Below are 20,436 nucleotides of genomic sequence, written 5' to 3'. Positions count from 1 at the left end.
AATGAAAAAATTTATCTGGATTTCAATTCTGTTTTTATCTGTATTCAATGCACAAGCACAAGATAAAAAAGCAAAAGATTTATTGGATGAAGTAACTGCCAAAGTAAAAAGCTACGAAAACATTTCTATCGATTTTAAATACAGTCTTCAAAATACCAAAGAAAATATTAATCAAGATAGTAAAGGAAATGTAATTTTAAAAGGGAATCTTTACCACTTGAATTTCATGGGAACAACGAAGATTTTTGATGGAAAAAAAACATACACAATAGTTCCTGAAGATGAAGAAGTAACCATTTCTAAAGTGGATGAAAAAGATGAAAATGCAATCACTCCATCCAAAATGTTAACTTTTTTTAATTCGGGATATAAATATTATTGGGATGTTCCGCAAGACGTTAAAGGACGTAAAATCCAATACATCAAACTCGTTCCTATAAGTTCAAAAGATCAACGAAAAGAAATTCTTTTGGGAATTGATGTGCAGACAAAGCATATTTATAACCTAATTGAAGTTGGCAAAAAAGGAACAAAAACAACGCTCACTGTTAATTCTTTCAAAACCAATCAGCCATTATCAAAAAATCAGTTTACCTTTGACGAGAGTAAATATAAAAATTACTACATCAATAGAATAGACTAATTTTTAAGGTGAAAATTCTTGATCGCTATATTCTGACATCATTTCTGAGCACATTTGCTACAGTATTTGTTATTCTGTTTTTTATCTTTATTCTTCAAGGAATATGGCTTTTTATTGCCGATTTGGCAGGAAAAGATTTGGACAGTTTTTTAATTTTAAAGTTTTTAGCGTTCTATTCACCAAAGGTGGTTCCTCTGGTACTTCCACTTTCTGTACTACTCTCTTCCATCATGACTTTTGGAAATTTTGCCGAAAATTATGAGTTTGCAGCCATGAAATCTTCCGGAATATCACTTAGAAGAGCCATGCACTCGTTAACAGTATTTATTTTGGGATTAAGTTTTGTTGCCTTTCTATTTGCAAATAATATCATTCCGCAAGCTGAATATAAATTTATTAATCTACGAAAAAGCATTGTTCAGCAAAAACCTTCCATGGCTATTGCAGAAGGACAATTTAGCACTGTAGGAAGCTATACCATCAAAGTAGCAGATAAATATGGCGACAACGATAATTTGTTGCGAGATGTAACCATTCATAAACTCTCAAATTTAGGGGTTGGAACAAACGTAGTTATTAAATCAAAAAGAGGTGAATTAATTAGTAATGAAAACTCCAATTTTCTTCAATTAATTTTATTTGATGGAAATTATTATGAAGATATTCCAGTAAAAAATTACACCGAAAAAAACAAAGTTCCATTTGCTAAAAGTGCTTTCAAAAAGTATATTATCAATTTTGATTTGGCACCCTTGCAAAAAACAGATATGGAAACAGATCAAATCTCCAATACAAATAACATGTTAAACATCAATGAATTAAGATACACGCTTGATTCATTGGAAAATAATCATAAAAAAGACATTGTTTCCTATACAGAAAATATGAAACAACGCTATACTTCATTTTATGCTAAACCTGTAAAAAATAGTGTTAAAGACACAGTTGCTAAAGAACGGGTGATTAAAAATGAGAATATTAATGATTTAATGAGTTTGCTACAGCCTCATCAAATACCAGCAATTTATGATATTGCAAAAGCCAATGTTGCAAATACAAAATTTTCTATTGAAGGTTCAAAATATGAATTAGAAGGAAAAATAAAAAACATTAACAATCACTGGCTAGCATTATATGATAAATTTGTGATTGCCTATGCCTGTTTACTTATGTTTTTTATTGGAGCACCCATTGGAGCAATTATTAGAAAAGGTGGTTTAGGTTTGCCAATTGTTTTTGCTATGGTTGTTTTTATAGTTTACCATTTCATCAATGTTTTTGGAAAAAAATTAGCTCAAGAAGACGGAATTACTCCATTTTTAGGATCTTGGATGTCTTCCATACTATTAACTCCAATTGCCATATTGCTAACTTATCGAGCCACAAACGACATTGGATTGGTTAACATGGATGTTATTTTGCAGCCATTCTTAAAATTATTTAAAAAGAACACTCAACCTGTAGAATTTAAAAAAGAAATAATTGATTTAGATAAAATTAGTATAAATTTTGAGGAAGATGAATTTTTAGAATTCAATAAAATGTCTGACTCTATTCTTATTGGAATTGTAAAAAATTCTGATCAATTTAATTACACTACCACGCAACGAATAAAGTTGTTAAAAATACTTGAATCAAGAGGAATTACTCAAAAAGAATTGTTGTATAGCAATAACTTATACAATAGTGAATACTTAAAATTAACTCATTATATAACTATTTATAAAAAACAAAGTAAAATTGCTTTGATGTTATTTATATTTTCGATTGTGTTTTCGGCAGTTTTAAATTCAATGAATTTAGTATTAATAATTTTAAGTTTATTGAATTCTATACTTATGTATTTTTATATTTATAAATCTGGCCAAACTTTATCAGAAATTTCTAAAATAACAAACAAACAAGGATTTGTCAATATCTACTTAGCAATTATACTTGGCTTTCCTTTTTTTATTTTAATATATTTTTACAATAGAAAACAATTAAAAGAAACGCTAGAAGAATTCAATAAACAATAATTAAAGTTGAAATGCCAAAAAAAATACAGCTAAATACAATTGAAGAAGCCATAGAAGACATCCGTCAAGGAAAAGTAATTATCGTAGTGGATGACGAAGATCGTGAAAACGAAGGCGATTTTTTGGCTGCTGCCGAAAAGGTTACACCCGAAATGATCAATTTTATGGCTATGCATGGTCGCGGCCTCATTTGTGCTCCATTAACAGAAAGACGATGTAAAGAATTAGAACTTCATACAATGGTATCGAATAATACTGATCATATGGAGACAGCATTTACAGTTTCTGTTGATTTAAAAGGACACGGAGTTACTACCGGAATTTCTGCCGCAGATAGAGCAAAAACTATTTTAGCTCTGGTGGACGAAAATACAAAACCATTTGATTTAGCTAGACCCGGACATATTTTTCCATTAATTGCTAAACAAGGTGGTGTTTTACGAAGAACAGGTCATACCGAAGCGGCAATTGATTTTGCCAGACTTGCCGGCTTTAGTCCTGCTGGTGTTATTTGTGAAATTATGAACGACGATGGTTCCATGTCACGTTTACCAGAGTTAGTTAACGTAGCAAAAAAATTTGATTTAAAATTAGTTTCTATTGAAGATTTGGTTGCCTACAGAATGCAACATGATAGTTTGATTCAGAAAAAAGAAGATTTTGAAATCAATACTCGTTTTGGTTCATTTCGATTGAGAGCTTACCTTCAAACTACAAATAAACAAGTTCACTTGGCTTTAACAAAAGGAAGCTGGAATAATGGCGAGGCTGTTTTAACCAGAATCAATTCGAAACAAGTGAACAATGATATTTTAGAAACGTTGACTAATAATTCTGATAAACGTTTGGAAAGCATGTTCAATAGAATAAATGAAGAAGGACGAGGTGCAATTATATTCATTAATCAAGAAATTCCATCAATCGAGTTACTTAATCGAATTAGTGAACTAAAAATACTTCAAGAAGAAGGACAAATGAAAGCTCCTCCTATAAAAATGGATGCAAAAGATTTTGGCATTGGAGCTCAAATTTTGCATGATCTTGATATTTCAAAAATACGATTGCTTTCTAATTCTAAACAAACAAAACGAGTGGGGATGATTGGATATGGTTTGGAAATTACAGAATATGTGAATTATTAGTTTAAAATTAAGACTAATTGTTCTTTCTAAAACATAGAAAATGAAACGGTTAGTAGTTTCTTTTAAAATAGTATTTATTTTTAGCAAAAAAAGGTTTGTATAAACCAAAATTCGTTCTATATTTGCACTCGCAATCAGAAAATGGTTGTGTTTATTGGAGAAATGGCAGAGTGGTCGATTGCGGCAGTCTTGAAAACTGTTGACTGTAACAGGTCCGGGGGTTCGAATCCCTCTTTCTCCGCATAATTTAAACCCTAACGATTGATTATCAATAAGTTAGGGTTTTTTATTTGCTAATTATCCCCACATTATCCCCGCAATTAATACTTTTTAGATATAAAAAAAACCACCTAAAAGGTGGTTCTTAAAATAGTGCATTACATTTATAGAGCCGTACCTGAGCCAATATATACACTATTTGAAAGTTGTGTTCCAGCATCATTAATAAACCCGATGAACATTTCTAACTCATCACCTGAGTAGCTATTTGGTATTTGTATTACTTGCGTTAAATCGCTTCTTAAAGCACCACCGGTAATAAATACACTTTCACCCTTTAAAGGGTTGTAAACTACTGCCATAACTTTGTCAGTTGCCAAAGCACTTCCCTCTCCAGAGTTGTCATCCCAACTAAATTCAACTTGTCCGGCAGTAGATAAATCAAATACAGGGTTTAAAGCTCCTGAAAGACTACCTCTACTCAACAAAGCCAAAGAGTAATCAATTAAATAGTTCGGATAGGTGCCTGAAATAGCATTATTCAAAATGTATGACATTGCACTGTTGAACTGTGATTTCTTTACAGAAAAGTTTTTGTAACCAACTTTAATGAAGTTTAAATTTGGTTGAAGAAATCTCAAAACCAATGCAAATTTAGTTCTTTGATTTACTTGTAAATCTGTTCTTGGGTTTCTAACACTTAGAGGTTTTGCTCTAATGTAGTCAATCCCTTTCCAATTTGCACCAACTACGTTGGCTACCTTACCTGATACTCCTCCTAGAATACCTTTACCAATTTTACCCATAATATATACACTTTTAAAATTACAATTTTGTGGACTTGGTACGGCTTTGGTATTGATTTGTAATTTCTTAAAGCAAAATTAAAATATACTTTGGTTTTTTCTTTATTATCATATGTAATGCCGTTTATTGTATTTAATTGTTTTTAAATGATTCCAATGCATATCAAAAACAAAAAAGAAATACTATTTAAAATAAAAAAACCGAGTCAATAACTCGGCTTCTTTTGTTTATCGTTTGCAGTATCGATACAAAATGACTCTTCTAAGGTCATTTATTAGGTTAATGTTTTTGTGAAATTGGTCTTCTTTTTGCTCCAAAAGTTTGAGCGTGGCAACATCTTTTTTGTGCTGCTCAAAATCTTGCATCATTTCATTTGATTTTAACATCAGGTTTTTAGAAAAATCATGGATTCGGATATACGGAATAACGGAACCGATTAGAAATTGATGCCAAAATTTTATCCTCCAAAGTGAGGAAATAATGGCTTTCATGTGTTCGCAATCTTCGGAGCAATAGAACGAAATTACAAAGCAATTAGGGCATGGAACTTCTAAAAGTTTACCTGTGTTCATTCCTTTGTTGAGAATGAAAAAATGAGGGTTTGAGTAGGTTTCCCCAGTTCGGTGATGTTTCAATTTAAAATTTATCATAACGTGGCGTTTAAAGAATTACTGACTAGACACACTTTTCCCATAAAATTTTTTCAAAAGAAAAAAAAGAAAAAAAAAGAAAGCACTCTCGTCAAGTGGAGGGTTTCAAAAAAGCAAGTTTTTTTTAAAAAATACTACCACCCCAATTAGTCTTATGAAAAAGATAATTAGATAAATCGTCATTCGGAGATGTATGGGTGGTGGAGATTTTTTAAAAAACCCGCAGGGCTTGAACTTGCTTTTTTGTATACCCGGAACTTAACTTTGCTACCTTTTTTTTTATTTTATTTTTTTTGATTCGGAGCAGCATCTCTTTCCTAGCATTTATTTCTCTCGTTCGGAGTTGGGGTCGTCTTGTAAGGGTTTCAAATTTTGGGGGCGGATAAAAAACCAAAAAAACAATATAAACGCTTTTTATCCGAACACGAAATTTGAAACTCTTACTGCACTGTTTGATTTTTGAGGGTGCCTGAAAGTTTACTGAAAAAGAAAGTTAGAAAGATTTGATTCGGAGATGGGTGGCACCTTCAAAAAACAATGCAAATACTACCGCTTTTTTTTAAGTGATTAGGAAGAATTTGTTTCGGAGGAAGAGCAAGTGTATAGTTTTTATTTGCTTAGCACAATTTTCTGATTGCTTTTGAGGATTGCTGATGCCGAGAAAGGTTTCAAAGTTTATGAGTTTATAAGTTTAAAAGTTCAAAAAAGCAGTACGGCATCGGCAAGACTAAAAGTAATGACTACTACTCTCTTGAGCAAATCAAAACTATACTCTTGCGGGTGAATTTATATTTTGAGGTTGCTTGAAAGTGTTTTGAAAAACATATAACAATAAACGTGATGCGAAGATGGATAGCAACTTCAAAATATAATGCAAATACTACCGATTTATGCGGTTAGCTGATAAAAACCATACTCTAAACGTTATTTGAAATAAGGCTTTTAAGCAAAGTATAAACGTTCTAATGAAAACACAAAGTAAGACCCGTGAAGCCACGTGTTTTTTGAAGCTGGGTGGTGCGAGGAAAGCGAAAAAAATGTGTGGCTGGAGCGGGGCTTTCGAGCGTGGGCCGTGCGGCTTTTTTACATAATGTTATTATAGGGCAATGCACACTTTCTTTTTGGAAAACCGAATTTTTTTATTGCCCTATAATGCCACATTATGTAAAGAAGCTTTGGGAAAAGTTTTTGTTGCCTACTACCATTTTGTATCGGAGGCATAAACGTCTGGCATACAAAAACTTTTTTGAGCGTTGGCAAGCGGTGGTGAACGAAGGACTAAAACGTTAAACCGGGCACAGAAGAGTTCTTTTAGTTATTTAATTCTTTCGATTAATACAATTTTTAAAGAAAGGAAGTAATTAAAGGAATAAAGCAAATAAAGAATTGATACTATTTATTCTTGACCTTAGAGCTTAAAAAGCTCGTATTTATTGAATGTGGACAAAAGTTACAAGAATGTTGGTGGAATGTTAGGTTAGAAAGTAATAATTCTGTAGAGAAAGCATTACTAATTTAAAGTTTTCATATTTATGAAATAACTATATTTGAAAAATATAACACTAAAGCATGAGACCAGAAAATATAGAAAAAGTAGAATGGTATAACGTTTTAAAGAATTGGTTAAAGTCAAATTTATATTTAGTTTTCTTAAGCTATTCGTCAGTTTTTATAATATTTTATTTAATTTATTATTTTAACAGTGATTTGAAAATTGCTTTAAATAACTACGCAGATATTATTGAGTTTTTTAAAACTCTATGTATTTTCTCTTTTTCAGCTGGTGTATTTACAGTTACATTAAAATATTTTCAATATTTAAAAGTTTTTGAAAGTGAGTTTAATAGAATAATCGATAGTCCTAAATTTGAAAATAAACTTGAAAAGATAGTTTCTTCAATTACATTTTCTGAAGATTTTCTTAGTAAACAAAATGATTTATCTAATATTTGGAAAAGAGTTACTTTAATTAAATATAAAAAGGAATTTCCTGAATTATATGATAAGATAGAGAAAAATATAAAAAATGAACTATTCGAAAATAATAGTCTTAATAAATATTATAAAAATGTTCAAATTAGTTACGAATTTGAATTAGCTGACGATAATAAAACCATAGATGTTAAAGAGTTTACCTCTTTAACAATCATTAGAAATTCAACTGAAAAATTCAATTGGGATTTTTTTGTTTCATTTGTAAGAAATATAGAAGATGAAGTTAAAACAGAAACAAAAATACTTGATGAAAATTTCACAAAAGTAGACGGAGAGATTATTGACTTGAAAAAATGTGTAATAACTAATCAAATTGATTCTGATAACTTCACAAAAAAGAAATTTACCTATCCATTGGAAAACAAAAGAGAATATCACATTGAAAGATGTTTTAAATTTTCACAAATTATTGATGATGACAGGATAGTGAGTTTTAGCAGTAGTAATGTTGTAGATGATCTAACAGTAAGAATTAAAATCTGTAATAAATTACAAATAGTCTTTGAACCTGTTGGTAATAATCATTTTAATAAGGAAAATATATTTCAAGATAGAATATGTTATGTTAATAGAGATGTGTTTCTACCAGGCGAAAAGTACAAGATATTTCTTTTTAGAAAACATAATGGAGAAGGTTAATAGTGTTAATGTTTATTAAATAATCGCTATTACATTTTTTAATATTAAATAATATATTATATTTGAAATATAATTAGATATGTAAAAGGTATTTCTAAGAATTAGTAACTAATACTATTTAATATATTAAACTAAAAAAATATTATTATGAGAACTAAAACAGGAATTTAAATTAAATTTTATTGTTTAACAAATAAAAGAAAAAGAGCTATGAAAATAGCTCTTTTTTTGTATTACATGTTTATACACATCAACTCTCATGTTATTGTTTTATTCTACTTTTATGTTTAATTAACGAAATGAAACAAACATATAACTGATGCTAGCAATATTTAGACAAGAAGCGATTTTTGTGTAGCTGAGTTGAATGAGATAATAGAAATTTTTTATAACTTATATACTTTACACTTTAGTTTTTAAAAAGAAATCGTTTAGAACTCCTTTTAGTTTTTTATTATTCATATCAATAGCTTTTTCTTTTACATCATTCCCTACAAAATATTCTACTTTATAACGTTTTGAAGTGTTCTTTAAATGATTTAATCGTTCTAATGTTTCATCTGTAAAACCACTTATAGACCAATACTCAAAAACCACGTTTTTTTCTTTATATGGTTCTATTGTTTTAATCCATTTGAAAAAAGCTGGAATTTTAACTTGTATCCAAATATCAATTAAAACAATATCAATTTTAGCATTTGTTGCTTTACACTCTGAAATAACAATCTTATCTGCGTAAACACTTACTACATCAGTTTCATGTTTGCCATTTTCATCTATTATTTCTCTGCCTAAATCTAATGATTGGCATTTTGTTGAATGAATATGACCTACTACAAATTCAAACAAAGTTCCTTTTATGTTGTTGGCTAATCCTTCATTATATTTCTTTAGTTGTTTTATTAAATCTAAATATTTCTCTGGTGTTTGTTTTAAACTTGCTCCAGCATTATTTAAAATACTTACTAATTCAATTAAAGTTTTAGCATATTTTTCGCCAAATAATTCATCAATAAAACCAATAACAATACCCTTATTTTTTAAAATTTTTAAGGCGTTTTTATCTAAATTATCAACAATTAAAAAAGGAATTAATTTAGCAGATTTTTCAAATTTACTTATGGTTTCCAATTTATCAATAAAAAACTTTACATCATTTTCATAAATTGGATGACCTATTAAAATATCAGCTACTACAAAACCATTTTTATTTCCTTGCATTAAACCTGAAACATAAGATACTCCTTTAAAACCAAATCTGAATTTACCATGCTCTGAAAAAAACTCTCCTGTTTTATAAGATATTAAACCAATGTTTTTAGATAATGATTTGAAGTTATCTAATATAGTGTCTTTAATACATTCAATTGCTGAATAATGAGCGTAGTTTGTAAAGGACTTTTCATATTTCGGTGAAAGTAAATAACAATCATCATTGAATAATAATATGCCTTGCTCAACAAATCTTTGAAGAATTACATTAAAGGGAATATGGCTCTTTAAGGGACTAATAGGATAATTTGTATAACATTCTAGGTATCTTTGGCTGATAATACCTCCACACATTTTTAAAGCGTTAAGAACATACCAATATTTTCTACCATTATTGAATAAAGATTCTTGAAATAAATCGAAAAAATCGACATTTTCTTTGTGCTCTTCAAGAAAACAAAAATGTTGCCCGCTTTTATAAAATCCCGTAATTCTTTTGATTGACTTATCACGAATAATAGTTTTACTCGCTGTATTTGCAATTAAACCGTATTGACTAACAAGTATTGCACCAAGCTCACCTGACATCAATGGTCCTGTCTGTTTTAGTATTATTTCACAATTTGTCATATGACGCTATATATAAAAAACTCTTTAGAGTTTTTTCAACAAGACTTTTTTTTTTTGATTTAGCCCAGTAAAAAGGTTTAAAAAAATTTTAAAACTTCAATATCAACATCAATTTGAAGCATTTTTAGTGTCACATTAGTTTTTTAATACACTAATTATATTGATTAGTTCAAAAAGCGAATCTTCTTCTTTTCTGTCTACTTCATAAAGAAAATTTCTATAATTTTCATTAAATATAACTCCTAAATTTAATTCGTTTATTAATAAATCTGGTGGTATATTATGAATCATTCTATAGTCTGTGAAGAAATAGTTCCCTTTTTTATTCTTTCGGTTGTTTATTGATTTTTCTTCCCAATTAGAACCAAAACCACCATACCAATTATATAACAAAAGTACTTGTTCTTGATTAGACATCATAGAACGTAAAACTCTTAAATAATCTCTTTTTGATTCATACGAAATAAGATTATTATTTTGCTTTGCTACAAATTTTACAGTTTGAAATAAATGCCTGTAATAATGAGCCAATATTGACTGATGACCAGAAAATGGCTTATAATTAAAACTTAACCATAAACTATTGCTCTTAATATCGCTTGTTAAAACGTTTCCTGTTATATAATATTGATGATATTCTTTTATACCTGATTCTAAATGTTCGTTTCTTTTGGCTTCTAATTCTCGAATAAAATCATCTAAAACTAAATTTAGGAAACCTGTTGAATCATTTTGTTTATACCTGTCATTACTCTTTTTATATAAATTAATACCATTAAAGAAAACAAAGTAGGAATGATTGAATATAAATTGCTTTAATAGAATATCAACTTGTTCTTTTTGTGGTGATGCTAAAAGTTTAAATTTAAACATAAAAACTTTAGTACAGATTAAATGAATTGCTTCAAATTCCTTTAACATTGTAACAAAAACCTTCTTTCCTGATGTTGTTTTTTCTTTTTTTGAATCTTTTTTTGCAGCTTTGCTTTTATCATTATTATCATATTCAAAAACATAGCCTCCAATAGTCATTTCATTTAGATTTTCTCTATGTAAATGTAGCATCTCATAAAATTGACTTTCAAACTGTTGAATCTTGAATTGATTTTTAATATCATCGTTTGCAATCTTTTGTATGTAAAAAGCAATAAATGTTAATACAGCTCCAGCAAGAGCAATAAATGGATTCATAATACCTCCAATAGTATCTCCAATTTGACCTGTTTTATCGTCAAATTTTATTGAATTACCTATATCAGTATCGGTATAAAAATATGGTGTAATAAAAGAAATTATTATTAAAATTACACTTATTACAATCAATGGTGTAATTATATAGTTTTTATTTACTCGTTTAATATGATTATCTAATATGTTTTTAAAGCTTAACATTGATAAAAGCAGAAAAACAAATATTATTAAAATACAGGTTAGTAATATGTTATATGTACTCATAAAACCCTAATCATTAAGTTTTATAAATCCATCCTTTTTATCCCTCCACCTAGCTCTTACTAAATCTTTGTCAAAATCTGCATTTATTAATTTTAATTTATCTGCGTGATCGGTTATGATTATTTGAGGTTCAATTCCTGTTTCTAATAAAGTGTAATTACAAAATTCAACCAATTTATCAAAAAGATTTGTGACTGCATTTATGTCATCATCGTATTTAGTTTCTTCATTTGATATTTTTTTTAACTTTTTTCCATCAAAAACTTCGTCATTATCAATTTCAGTTGGAAAATAAACTTGACTAGGCTGGTCTAAAAATAATATTGTAGGGATTAAAGATTTATCCTTTAAACTACACGAATAATATAATAAACTAGTAAAAAGTGCCACATGGCTTGAAAGCCAATTAGCACCACTACCCATAGACCTTAAATAAACCTTTTTATCAGGATACCCTTTAATTAAAGTCTGTTGATACAATTCAAATGTCTTTGAATCAAATTTTAAATTTAAATTATCTTTATATATTTCTTCAAATTCTAACTCTTTACCAATTCTAATCATTTGTTGATTAATTTGACGCTCTGCTAAATTTAATTTATTATCAACATTATAATCTGTTTTCAAATTTTGCTCAATAATTGAAATTGAATTTTCTAAATTATTAATTTTAGTTTCAATTTCTGTCAAACTATTTGTTTTAATTGTTTCTAAGAAAGCTTCTATTTGGATAATTACTTTGGTAGCTTGATATTCTATGCTTTTATTTTTTTCAAGTGAAGTAATAACTTTATCTAATACGTTTAGTTCATTTTTAATCAAATTAGCTTCAACCATTAATTTTTTCAGTTTTACTTCGTATTCTTTTTTATTACTAACAAAAGATTCAATAGTATATTGCGATTTATCCATTTCGCTATTAAACCATTCTATAGCTTCTTTTAGTTTGTTTTGTTTATCTATTAACTTAATGTTTTTATTTCCACAAAAAATACATTCACAATTACTTAAACTAGATTCATTAGCATGAGATATATTTGATTTTTGTTCGATGAAATCTTTTGCATAAATAATTGAAACATCTATTTCACTAATGATATTTTGAATTTTTCTAATATCTGAAACAATCTTATTATAACTAGTCTGTAAATCATTTTTCTTCTTTATATTCTGATTTGAAAAATCATTACTTATAATATTTTCTTTACTAGAAATTAAATTGTCTAAATATTCTAAACTTTCATTTGGTCTTTGTAGAATTGAGTCAATATTTTTTTTAAAAAGTTTTTTATTTGTAATAAGTTCAAATTCCTCTAACAAAAATTTTAATTTTTCTTTGTTCTCGTTAATGTACTTTTTAGTACTTTCTTTTATAAATTCTAATTGCTTTAATTCTCTATTTAATTCAGCTAATCTTTGTTTTAATGGGAAGTACTCAGAATCAACAAAACTTAAAAAAATTTTAAATTGTTCAATTACTTGTTCTTTTTTTTCTTTTTCATCAAATCTGTAAAAAAGAGCATGTTTATTAGCAATTAAATTCTGATGTTGAAGCATAAAAGAAGTGAAATTTCTGTAGGATGGAGCAGCTTTTTTTGCATTATTATTTCTAAATTTTCTATCCTCTAAATCTTCATCAGTATCATCAATATCAATTTTAAAATATTTATTTAATTCTTTTCTAAAATCTTTTAAAGTATATTTATCTAACGAATGAAAATATTCAATATTAAAATTACTTATGTTTTCAATAAATGAATTATCAGATGTTGAAGCCAAAAAACAATCTTTTTTGTTCTTGCTTCTACCTAATATTAAATAAATTTCTTTTAATTTTATTACGACAAAATAAAATACAGTATTATTAGTTATTACACCATCTGGAATTATAAATTCTGAACTTCCAAAACAATAATCGAAAACTTCTAATATCGCACTTTTACCCGTAGATGAGCGTCCTGTAATAACATTTACACCTTCTTTAAAATTAATGTGATGAATTTTTTCATCTTTAGTTATTACTCCTATATATTTTATAAATGCTTTCATATTTTTTTTATACCTAATCTCATATAAATATGAGTGATTTTCTCATTTTTAAATATTAATGCTAAATTTTGTGAAGCCTTAAAGTTTTCAATTAATGTTTTATCAACTTTAAAATCATTTTTAATAAATGTTATTGATAAATCTTTATTCAATCTTAAAGAGCCTGTATCAAAAGCATATTGCAAACATAGATTTGTTAACTCTTTAAAATCTTCAACTCTCCCAGGCAAACCATACAATTTATCACTTTTTCTAATTTCAGTTTTATTATTTTTTATATCTTCTTTTTGAACAAAATTTATAAATGTTCGCAATTCCTTCTTTTTATTTTTTAAAACTATCTTGCTATATTCATATAAGACTAATGGTAGTATTAAATATGCGAGAAACATATCTTTACCTTGTTTTCCTTCATATTTTTCATAAAACGTTATTATTATAGGTGTTAATATGAAAGGATTATTATATAAAATATTTAAATTTTGAATCGCTTTACTCATTTGATTTATTTTTTAATTTCCATATAATTTCATCTTTTTCATCTGCTAAAATATGATACATACCTTTTTTAAATATAAGAGGTGTATTATTAAAAATGTCTATATTTATTATCTCTTTTTCCATTATATTATCAAAGAAATCTTGAGATTTACTTTCAATTTCTAAATCATTACAATTTCTTGACATACGATCATAAACACTAGAGTATTCATCTATTAATTCGTTTTGAAATTGCAGAAGTGATTCAACTCGTTGTGTTCTTGTTTTAAATTCATTATTAATTGTATTAAATGTAAACCAATAATGGTTTAAACTTCTTGGAATAACAGATTCATAATTAATTTCCTTAATTTTTTTAATAAAATCATATTCAACAAATTCCTTTTTTTTACTTTCAGGAATTATTGTTAATTCTTTATCATATGGAAACAACACTGAATTAATCTTATATTTATTATTTAAATCAATTAGTTCTTGTGAGAAATTATCATAACTAATCTCCCAACCTTTATTATATTCCTCACTTTGTATAATATATCCCAATAAAGAATTTAAAACACTTTCTCTATTTTCTTCATCAAAAGATTTTAATTTAACATTTTTTAATTTAACTATTAACTCATTTCTTTTAAGAACTGAACTATCGATATATACTTTATCGATTATATCAAGTAATTTATAATCATCAGAAAAAACTAATCTCATTAATTTTAATGATTCTGGGATACCAGCTTTATCATCTTTTGCTAAAGCTTTTTTGTATCTATTTTCTGCATCTGTCAATATATTATTTAATATTTCTAATCTTTCATTTTTACTTGAAGTATTCCATTTTTGAAGATATGAATTGTTTCCAATTTCTTGAGTAGTGGCTAAAATTAAAAATTTGTATTTTTTGGAATCAAAATTTGAAGACAACCAATTATTCAATGTATTCCAAAAGTTTAAATGTGAATCGGTAAGGTTATCTTCTTCTGAATACTCTTTTAGTTCTGTTTGTATTCCATTTTCTTTATCAATTCTATTTATTAAACTAACATCACCATCCTTTTCAATATAGATACTTTCATTTTTATCCATATCAAAACATTTCTCAAGTGCTAAATAGAATTGAGATATTATTGCTCCTGTTGGAGCTGGTGATGAAAATTTAACTTTTTTTCCCATAATTAACTATTTTCAACTATTAATTTCTCCTCATCTGTTAATCCATATAACTCATAGACCATTGCATCAATTTCTTTATCTGTTGTGTTAATTTGTTGCTTTAGGTTTTGAACTTCTGCTTTTTTAGTTTCAAATACATCCATCCAATCCATTTCATTAAGTTTGGTTAATTCTTTTATGGTTTGAAGGTTGTTTTTAACTCTTTCTTTATTAGATTCTTTTATAGCTTTGTTAATCTCTTTTATAAAATCTCCAAAAGATAACTCATACCAATTTTCTAACTTTTTTGTAAGCTTTTCGATAGCAAATTGAGATTGTAAGTATTTTGTGAATTTACTTTCAATGTTGTCTAATTCTAAAGTATATAGCATCATTTTATTAACGACATTGTCTAAAACATCACTTGAGTAATTATTTGGTATTGGAATTTTAAGTATATATTGACTTTTTAAGCGTAAGTAACCACCTCTTGCTTTTACACAAATCGTATTTAGATAGGTTTTTATTAAAGTTGAGTTAAGAATACCTAAAAGGGACTTAGAATCTGAGGCAATCCCAAAACAAGTCATATCTAACAATACGTTGTCTGCAAAAGTAAAGTTTACAGTTGATGAAATATCTGGATAAACAATATATCTAGTATTAAATGGAAAATCAGTTTTTATTTGTTGAAATTCATACCATTTTTTGGTTCCAGAAATTATTCCTTTGTCAATTATTGCTCTTTTACTTAAAATTGATTTATCTTTTTCTAAATAAGAAAATTCAGTTTTATAATCTTCTTCTTTAATTAATTCTAATTTATTATCAATTTTTTTATAAGGGAAGAATATCTTATTTGCAGTAATAGTAGGTCTATATCTTTTAACTTCTCTACCAACTAAATAATCATTTAGCAGTTGTGAATTTCTTATTTCAATTGGAATTTTAGTTTTTTCAAAAATAAAACTACCATTTGCACCTGTTTTAATGCCAACTTGTGGTTTTTCAATTAATTTACCTAATTGTTCGTTTTTCTTTTCAAGTTTCTTAATTAGTTTAAATAAACTATCATCTACACTACCTACTGACCAAGAGCCTAATCGTTCAAATATTTCTGATTGTTTTACATCAATTGCATTAGAAAATAAATTTTCAACTTCTTCGTAATTATCATTAGACACTACTAAAAGTTTGGAAAAATTGTTATCTGGATTAATATTTATTTTTTTAAATAAAATTATAGATGGATATGCAACAATACCTGAAAACACATCTAAATCTTGAAAATCTATAAAGCACTCAATATGAGTTTCTTCATGTAGAAAATCAATTAAAATTTTACCATATTTTGTTTTCGTATATTTACTTGAAACTATAAATCCAGACAAACCTTTTGCCTTTAAAATATTTTGAACTTTCTCGAAAAAGTATACATAAAGGTCTGATTTTCCTGTAAATAATTTATAATTTTTCTCTAAATAATTTTTAGATAAAGAATCAATAAATTCATTTCTAACATAAGGAGGATTTCCAATAATTACGTCAAAACCACCTTTGTCAAAAACCGTAGGAAACTGTTCTTTCCAATTGAATGCCTTATCACCAGCGACAGATTTACTATCTATTAAGCTGTTGCCGCATTTAATATTGCTGTTTAAGTTGTTTAGCTTTCTACGAGGTTGTGCAGTTCTTAACCATAAAGATAATTTAGCAATTTCTACACTTTCTTCGTTTAAATCGACCCCATAAATATTGTTTTCTAAAATGGTATTTTCAATATCGCTAAAGACTATTCCACCACCTAAAATTTTAGCTTTAAGTTCATCGATATAATTGTGTTCTTTTATTAAGAAATCTAACGCTTGGTTTAAGAAAGCACCACTACCACAAGCGGGGTCGCAAATGGTTAATTGTAACAGCCAATCTCTATATGTGTCTAGTATTTCAACTAACTTAATAATAGTAGCTTGTTGTCTGTTTTTTCTTCCTTTAAAATATTCTTCTTCTTTAAAACCTAATTCGTTTTTCTTTTCATTGCATAGTTTACCAATTGTATTTTCTACTATGTATTTTGTAATATATTTTGGCGTATAAAAAACACCATCTTTTTTACGTTTACTTTTTTGTTTGTCAAAATCGCCACCTTCAATTTCTGCATTTACGCTTTCAATTTCGTTAAGTGAGTTTTCAAAAATATGACCTAAAATGTTTACATCAACTTGGCTTTCAAAATCATAAGAAGCTAATGTTTTGGTATGAATGTACAATAAATCATTATCAATTTCTAATTGGTCTAATACAATATCTTCTTTAAACAAGCCACCATTATAGGCGTAAATTTCGGCTCTGTTAGTTGTTCCTTGTCTACCAGTGTCGAGAAATTTAAAGTACTGCTTAAACATATCGTAAAGCGGTCTTTCGTCACCAAAATCAATATCTGCTTTCCATTTGTTTAAGATTTGTAATGTACTATTTGGAGGTAATAATCCTCTATCTTCAGCAAAGAATACAAATAAAAATCTATCAATTAATTTTTGCGATTTTTTGAATAGATTTAACTTTACGTTTTTCTCTAATTTTAATAAATCAGCTTTTGTTTCTTCATCTAAATCAGCTTCATTAACATCAGTGCTTATTTTACTTAAATTACTTTTTATACGTTTAGTATTTCTCTTTACTAAGTCACGATATAATTCTCTTTTAAAGACTGAATAATCTTTGTAGAATTTTTTTGTAATTTCTTCTTCTTCTAATAAAGATGCTTCTTTAATTTTTAAAGGGATATTGTTTTCAATATGATCTTTATATAAACATAAATATAAGAGTTCAAATTGTTCTTTTGAAAGTTCAAATAAATTAAATTCTTCAAATTCTGTTGCATCATTAATATAGAAGCGTAACTTTTCATAGTTAGAAGTTATAACATACACACATTCTTTTTGATTTGCTTTGTAATCAAAAGCTTGTTTACGTATGCTTTCTAAATCTTTAGTATTAGTGCCTTTTAATTCTATAACACCAGTAGCTTTATTATCAAATAATATAGCACCATCTGCCTTACGAGAGTTAGTTTGGTTTTTATATTCAGCTACTAAATTAAAATTTGGATTTGGCTTTAAAGTATAGTCTAATATATTTACAAATAAATCTGTCAAGAAAATACCTTGATATTCTTCTTCTTTAGAATTTCTAATGTTTTCTTGTATAGTTGGGTTCAAAAAATGATTGGCATATTTTTTATATGCTTTCTCAACTTTTGACGTTTCTAATTGCTTTAAGTACTTTTTAAGTACTGATTTTTGATATAATGACATATAAGGAAAATTCTGTAGTAAGATGAAATTTAATTGGGTTAAATTTAATAAACTTTTTGGGTTTTAATGAATAAAAGTAGATACAATAAAAATATGAATTTAAAACAATATCTTATACTGTGCAGTTTCCAAGTTTATAGTAGTTGGAATATGCACACTTTTTAAATATTTTGTTTTACGTTCAATTAAGTTTCTAATATCAGAATGAAGATTAACCGTACCTAATTTTCTAAAATAAATCTTCTTTTGATTACAGAATTTATTCCGATTCCCGTTTTTAATAATATCATCCCAAAAGTTGGTGTTAAAAAATTTATCATCAACAGATTTTGATTTATCAAAAAGTAAAATATTGTCCCATTCGTTTAAAAGCGAATTAATCAGCACATTATAACGATTTCTATCTGTAAGATTTTGTAGTGTAAACAACCCTAAACCATTAATAAATTTAGCTTGTTTTGATTTTACTTCAAACCGAAATGTATTATTACAATGGTTTGGAAATTGCACACTTTTGTCATAAGCTTTAATCAGTTTATATGCTTCATTTCCGGCAATTTTAAAATCAAAGTTATTAGGCCTATTAAATGCTCTTTTCTCATGATAGATTATATTATGAATTAAATCAGGGATTAAAACTTTCGGATTAATATTCACACCATATTCAAGATTTACTAAATAGCATTTACTTAAATCCAAATCAAATGTCTGCTGTAATTCTAAAATTGTATCAATGCAGTCTGAAATATAAAAATCATTGGCGTTGTGTTCTTCATTGTTAAAATAATAGTGTAAACTCCCTTTAATTTCCAATCTATTTTGAAACTTAGTAAAGTATAAATTTTTGTGTTTTCTTCTCACCAATTCTTTGACTTCATCATCAAACCTTTTTTCAGACTTACCATCAAACTCCAATAATGGATTGCTCCAAACTGAATTAATGAGGGCATCATCTGTTATTTTAATTTTGAATAAGTCAATCATTAGGTACGTTGATTGGAATTATTTCTTTTTGAATGCTCTATAATTGTCATCCAACATTTTATTGACGTCGGCTATTTTATAGAAGATTTTGTTGTTGATTTGACTGAAGGCTATTAATCCTTTTTCACGCCAATTGGCAGCAGTTCCGGGACTGATTTTAAAAAGTCTCTGAAATTCATCATTGTCAATAATTACTTTATTGAAAATGATTTCTTGTTTATTGGTACTAAGTGCAGTTAGTTCCTCTAATCGTTTTTCGATGTTTTTAATACTAGATTTGAAAGGCTCATCCATCACTATACTTTTTTAGAGTTGATACTGATTAATGCACTTTCAATTTCTGAACGCTTGTAGCGGATTAAATTTCCTAAACGATAGGGATTAAGGATTTTCTTTTTATTCCAATCAGACAGCGTAACAAGAGATACTTTTAGAATCTCTGCCGTTTCTTGTCTTGTAAGATACTCTTGTGGAGTAATGGGTTGAAATTTAGAGCTAGGGATTTAATTTCTGCTCTAACATCCGTTAAGATGCTTTCTTTGAACTCTTCGGGAGTAACCCCGAATACTTGGGTGATTTTAGACTGTTCCATAATTAACTTTTTACTGTTATGATGGAACAAATTTATCGAGAGGTTTCTCGAATCTTATTATTGGAGTAACTCCAAAAGGTACTCCAGAGGTTACTCCAAGTTATCTAAAAGCTGTTGAATTTTATCAATATCATCAACATAATTAACACCTAACACTGATTGTCTTTTTTCTAGGTTTTCAATTGCTGTTTTGATATTTTTCTCGTTTTTACCCAATAATTGACTGATTATTTTAGCTTTTTTAGTATTGGGAAGTCTAGAAAGATAGTTGGTATTAAATACACCCAGTTTATCCAAAAGAATTACAGCTTGATTTACTGTTAATTGCTTAGTGTTACTATCTTTTTCATTATTTTCACTATGTATATCTTCAAACTAAATTGGACTTTTGCTAATAGAGTATTTCGTTAATAATTCAAAGATAAATGATTTTTTTG

16 protein-coding genes and 1 tRNA gene are annotated in these 20,436 nt (G+C 27.4%); 5 read left to right on the top strand and 12 right to left on the bottom strand.

Annotation, left to right across the window (positions count from 1 at the left end):
- The first annotated feature begins 1 nt into the window (after position 1).
- The 4 genes from lolA1 to AC23MC_RS13010 all read left to right on the top strand — a co-directional run bounded on the left by lolA1 (position 2) and on the right by AC23MC_RS13010 (position 4,044).
- Positions 2 to 643 carry an outer membrane lipoprotein periplasmic chaperone LolA1 gene (gene lolA1, locus AC23MC_RS13025; RefSeq protein ID WP_487568813.1) on the top strand — a complete coding sequence of 214 codons (642 nt, stop codon included), beginning with the start codon at positions 2 to 4 and terminating at the stop codon, positions 641 to 643.
- Between the two features lie 8 nt (positions 644 to 651).
- Positions 652 to 2,661: an LptF/LptG family permease gene (locus AC23MC_RS13020; RefSeq protein ID WP_487570646.1), complete on the top strand. Its 2,010-nt coding sequence runs from the start codon at positions 652 to 654 to the stop codon at positions 2,659 to 2,661.
- A gap of 11 nt (positions 2,662 to 2,672) precedes the next feature.
- The gene (gene ribB, locus AC23MC_RS13015) at positions 2,673 to 3,803 is read left to right on the top strand and encodes a 3,4-dihydroxy-2-butanone-4-phosphate synthase (RefSeq protein ID WP_487568814.1); all 1,131 of its coding nucleotides are present in this window, start codon (positions 2,673 to 2,675) and stop codon (positions 3,801 to 3,803) included.
- A 156-nt stretch (positions 3,804 to 3,959) separates the two neighbouring features.
- Positions 3,960 to 4,044 (top strand) — tRNA-Ser (locus AC23MC_RS13010).
- A gap of 142 nt (positions 4,045 to 4,186) precedes the next feature.
- Here AC23MC_RS13010 and AC23MC_RS13005 read toward each other — a convergent pair.
- On the bottom strand, positions 4,187 to 4,828 hold the full coding sequence (locus AC23MC_RS13005) for a DUF6266 family protein (protein ID WP_300058711.1): 642 nt from the start codon (positions 4,826 to 4,828) through the stop codon (positions 4,187 to 4,189).
- A gap of 228 nt (positions 4,829 to 5,056) precedes the next feature.
- Entirely contained in the window at positions 5,057 to 5,479 is a 423-nt protein-coding gene (locus AC23MC_RS13000; RefSeq protein WP_487568815.1) for a DUF6943 family protein, read from the bottom strand.
- A 1,569-nt stretch (positions 5,480 to 7,048) separates the two neighbouring features.
- On the opposite strand from AC23MC_RS13000, the gene AC23MC_RS12995 reads away from it, so the two are divergent.
- A complete protein-coding gene (locus AC23MC_RS12995; RefSeq protein WP_487568816.1) occupies positions 7,049 to 8,113 on the top strand; it encodes a hypothetical protein in 1,065 nt (354 codons plus the stop codon).
- A gap of 402 nt (positions 8,114 to 8,515) precedes the next feature.
- Here the strand turns inward: AC23MC_RS12995 and AC23MC_RS12990 are convergent, their stop codons facing one another.
- The 10 genes from AC23MC_RS12990 to AC23MC_RS12945 all read right to left on the bottom strand — a co-directional run bounded on the left by AC23MC_RS12990 (position 8,516) and on the right by AC23MC_RS12945 (position 20,296).
- On the bottom strand, positions 8,516 to 9,955 hold the full coding sequence (locus AC23MC_RS12990) for a hypothetical protein (RefSeq protein ID WP_487568817.1): 1,440 nt from the start codon (positions 9,953 to 9,955) through the stop codon (positions 8,516 to 8,518).
- Between the two features lie 135 nt (positions 9,956 to 10,090).
- On the bottom strand, positions 10,091 to 11,410 hold the full coding sequence (locus tag AC23MC_RS12985; RefSeq protein WP_487568818.1) for a putative phage abortive infection protein: 1,320 nt from the start codon (positions 11,408 to 11,410) through the stop codon (positions 10,091 to 10,093).
- Positions 11,411 to 11,416: 6 nt separating this feature from the next.
- The gene (locus AC23MC_RS12980; RefSeq protein ID WP_487568819.1) at positions 11,417 to 13,459 is read right to left on the bottom strand and encodes a DUF3732 domain-containing protein; all 2,043 of its coding nucleotides are present in this window, start codon (positions 13,457 to 13,459) and stop codon (positions 11,417 to 11,419) included.
- Positions 13,456 to 13,959 (bottom strand): three component ABC system middle component, encoded by a 504-nt coding sequence (locus AC23MC_RS12975; RefSeq protein WP_487568820.1) that lies wholly within the window; start codon positions 13,957 to 13,959, stop codon positions 13,456 to 13,458. Before AC23MC_RS12975 ends, AC23MC_RS12980 begins: the two co-directional genes overlap by 4 nt.
- Complete coding sequence (locus tag AC23MC_RS12970) at positions 13,952 to 15,127, bottom strand: ABC-three component system protein (RefSeq protein ID WP_487568821.1); 1,176 nt, start codon at positions 15,125 to 15,127, stop codon at positions 13,952 to 13,954. The genes AC23MC_RS12975 and AC23MC_RS12970 overlap by 8 nt, the downstream gene beginning before the upstream one ends.
- Positions 15,128 to 15,129: 2 nt before the next feature.
- Positions 15,130 to 18,423 (bottom strand): Eco57I restriction-modification methylase domain-containing protein, encoded by a 3,294-nt coding sequence (locus tag AC23MC_RS12965; RefSeq protein ID WP_487568822.1) that lies wholly within the window; start codon positions 18,421 to 18,423, stop codon positions 15,130 to 15,132.
- A gap of 99 nt (positions 18,424 to 18,522) precedes the next feature.
- Positions 18,523 to 19,407 (bottom strand): hypothetical protein, encoded by an 885-nt coding sequence (locus AC23MC_RS12960; protein ID WP_487568823.1) that lies wholly within the window; start codon positions 19,405 to 19,407, stop codon positions 18,523 to 18,525.
- An 18-nt stretch (positions 19,408 to 19,425) separates the two neighbouring features.
- Positions 19,426 to 19,701, bottom strand: a complete 276-nt coding sequence (locus tag AC23MC_RS12955) for a helix-turn-helix domain-containing protein (RefSeq protein WP_487568824.1) — start codon at positions 19,699 to 19,701, stop codon at positions 19,426 to 19,428.
- A gap of 2 nt (positions 19,702 to 19,703) precedes the next feature.
- Positions 19,704 to 19,820 carry a hypothetical protein gene (locus AC23MC_RS12950; RefSeq protein ID WP_487570647.1) on the bottom strand — a complete coding sequence of 39 codons (117 nt, stop codon included), beginning with the start codon at positions 19,818 to 19,820 and terminating at the stop codon, positions 19,704 to 19,706.
- A gap of 269 nt (positions 19,821 to 20,089) precedes the next feature.
- Positions 20,090 to 20,296, bottom strand: coding sequence for a hypothetical protein (locus AC23MC_RS12945; RefSeq protein WP_487568825.1), 207 nt, complete (start codon positions 20,294 to 20,296; stop codon positions 20,090 to 20,092).
- Between the last annotated feature and the right edge of the window lie 140 nt (positions 20,297 to 20,436).

Source organism: Flavobacterium sp. T50_26 (assembly GCF_057652995.1).
The sequence above is the reverse complement of the archived record's forward strand: the minus strand, read 5'-3'. Positions and strand labels throughout refer to the sequence as shown.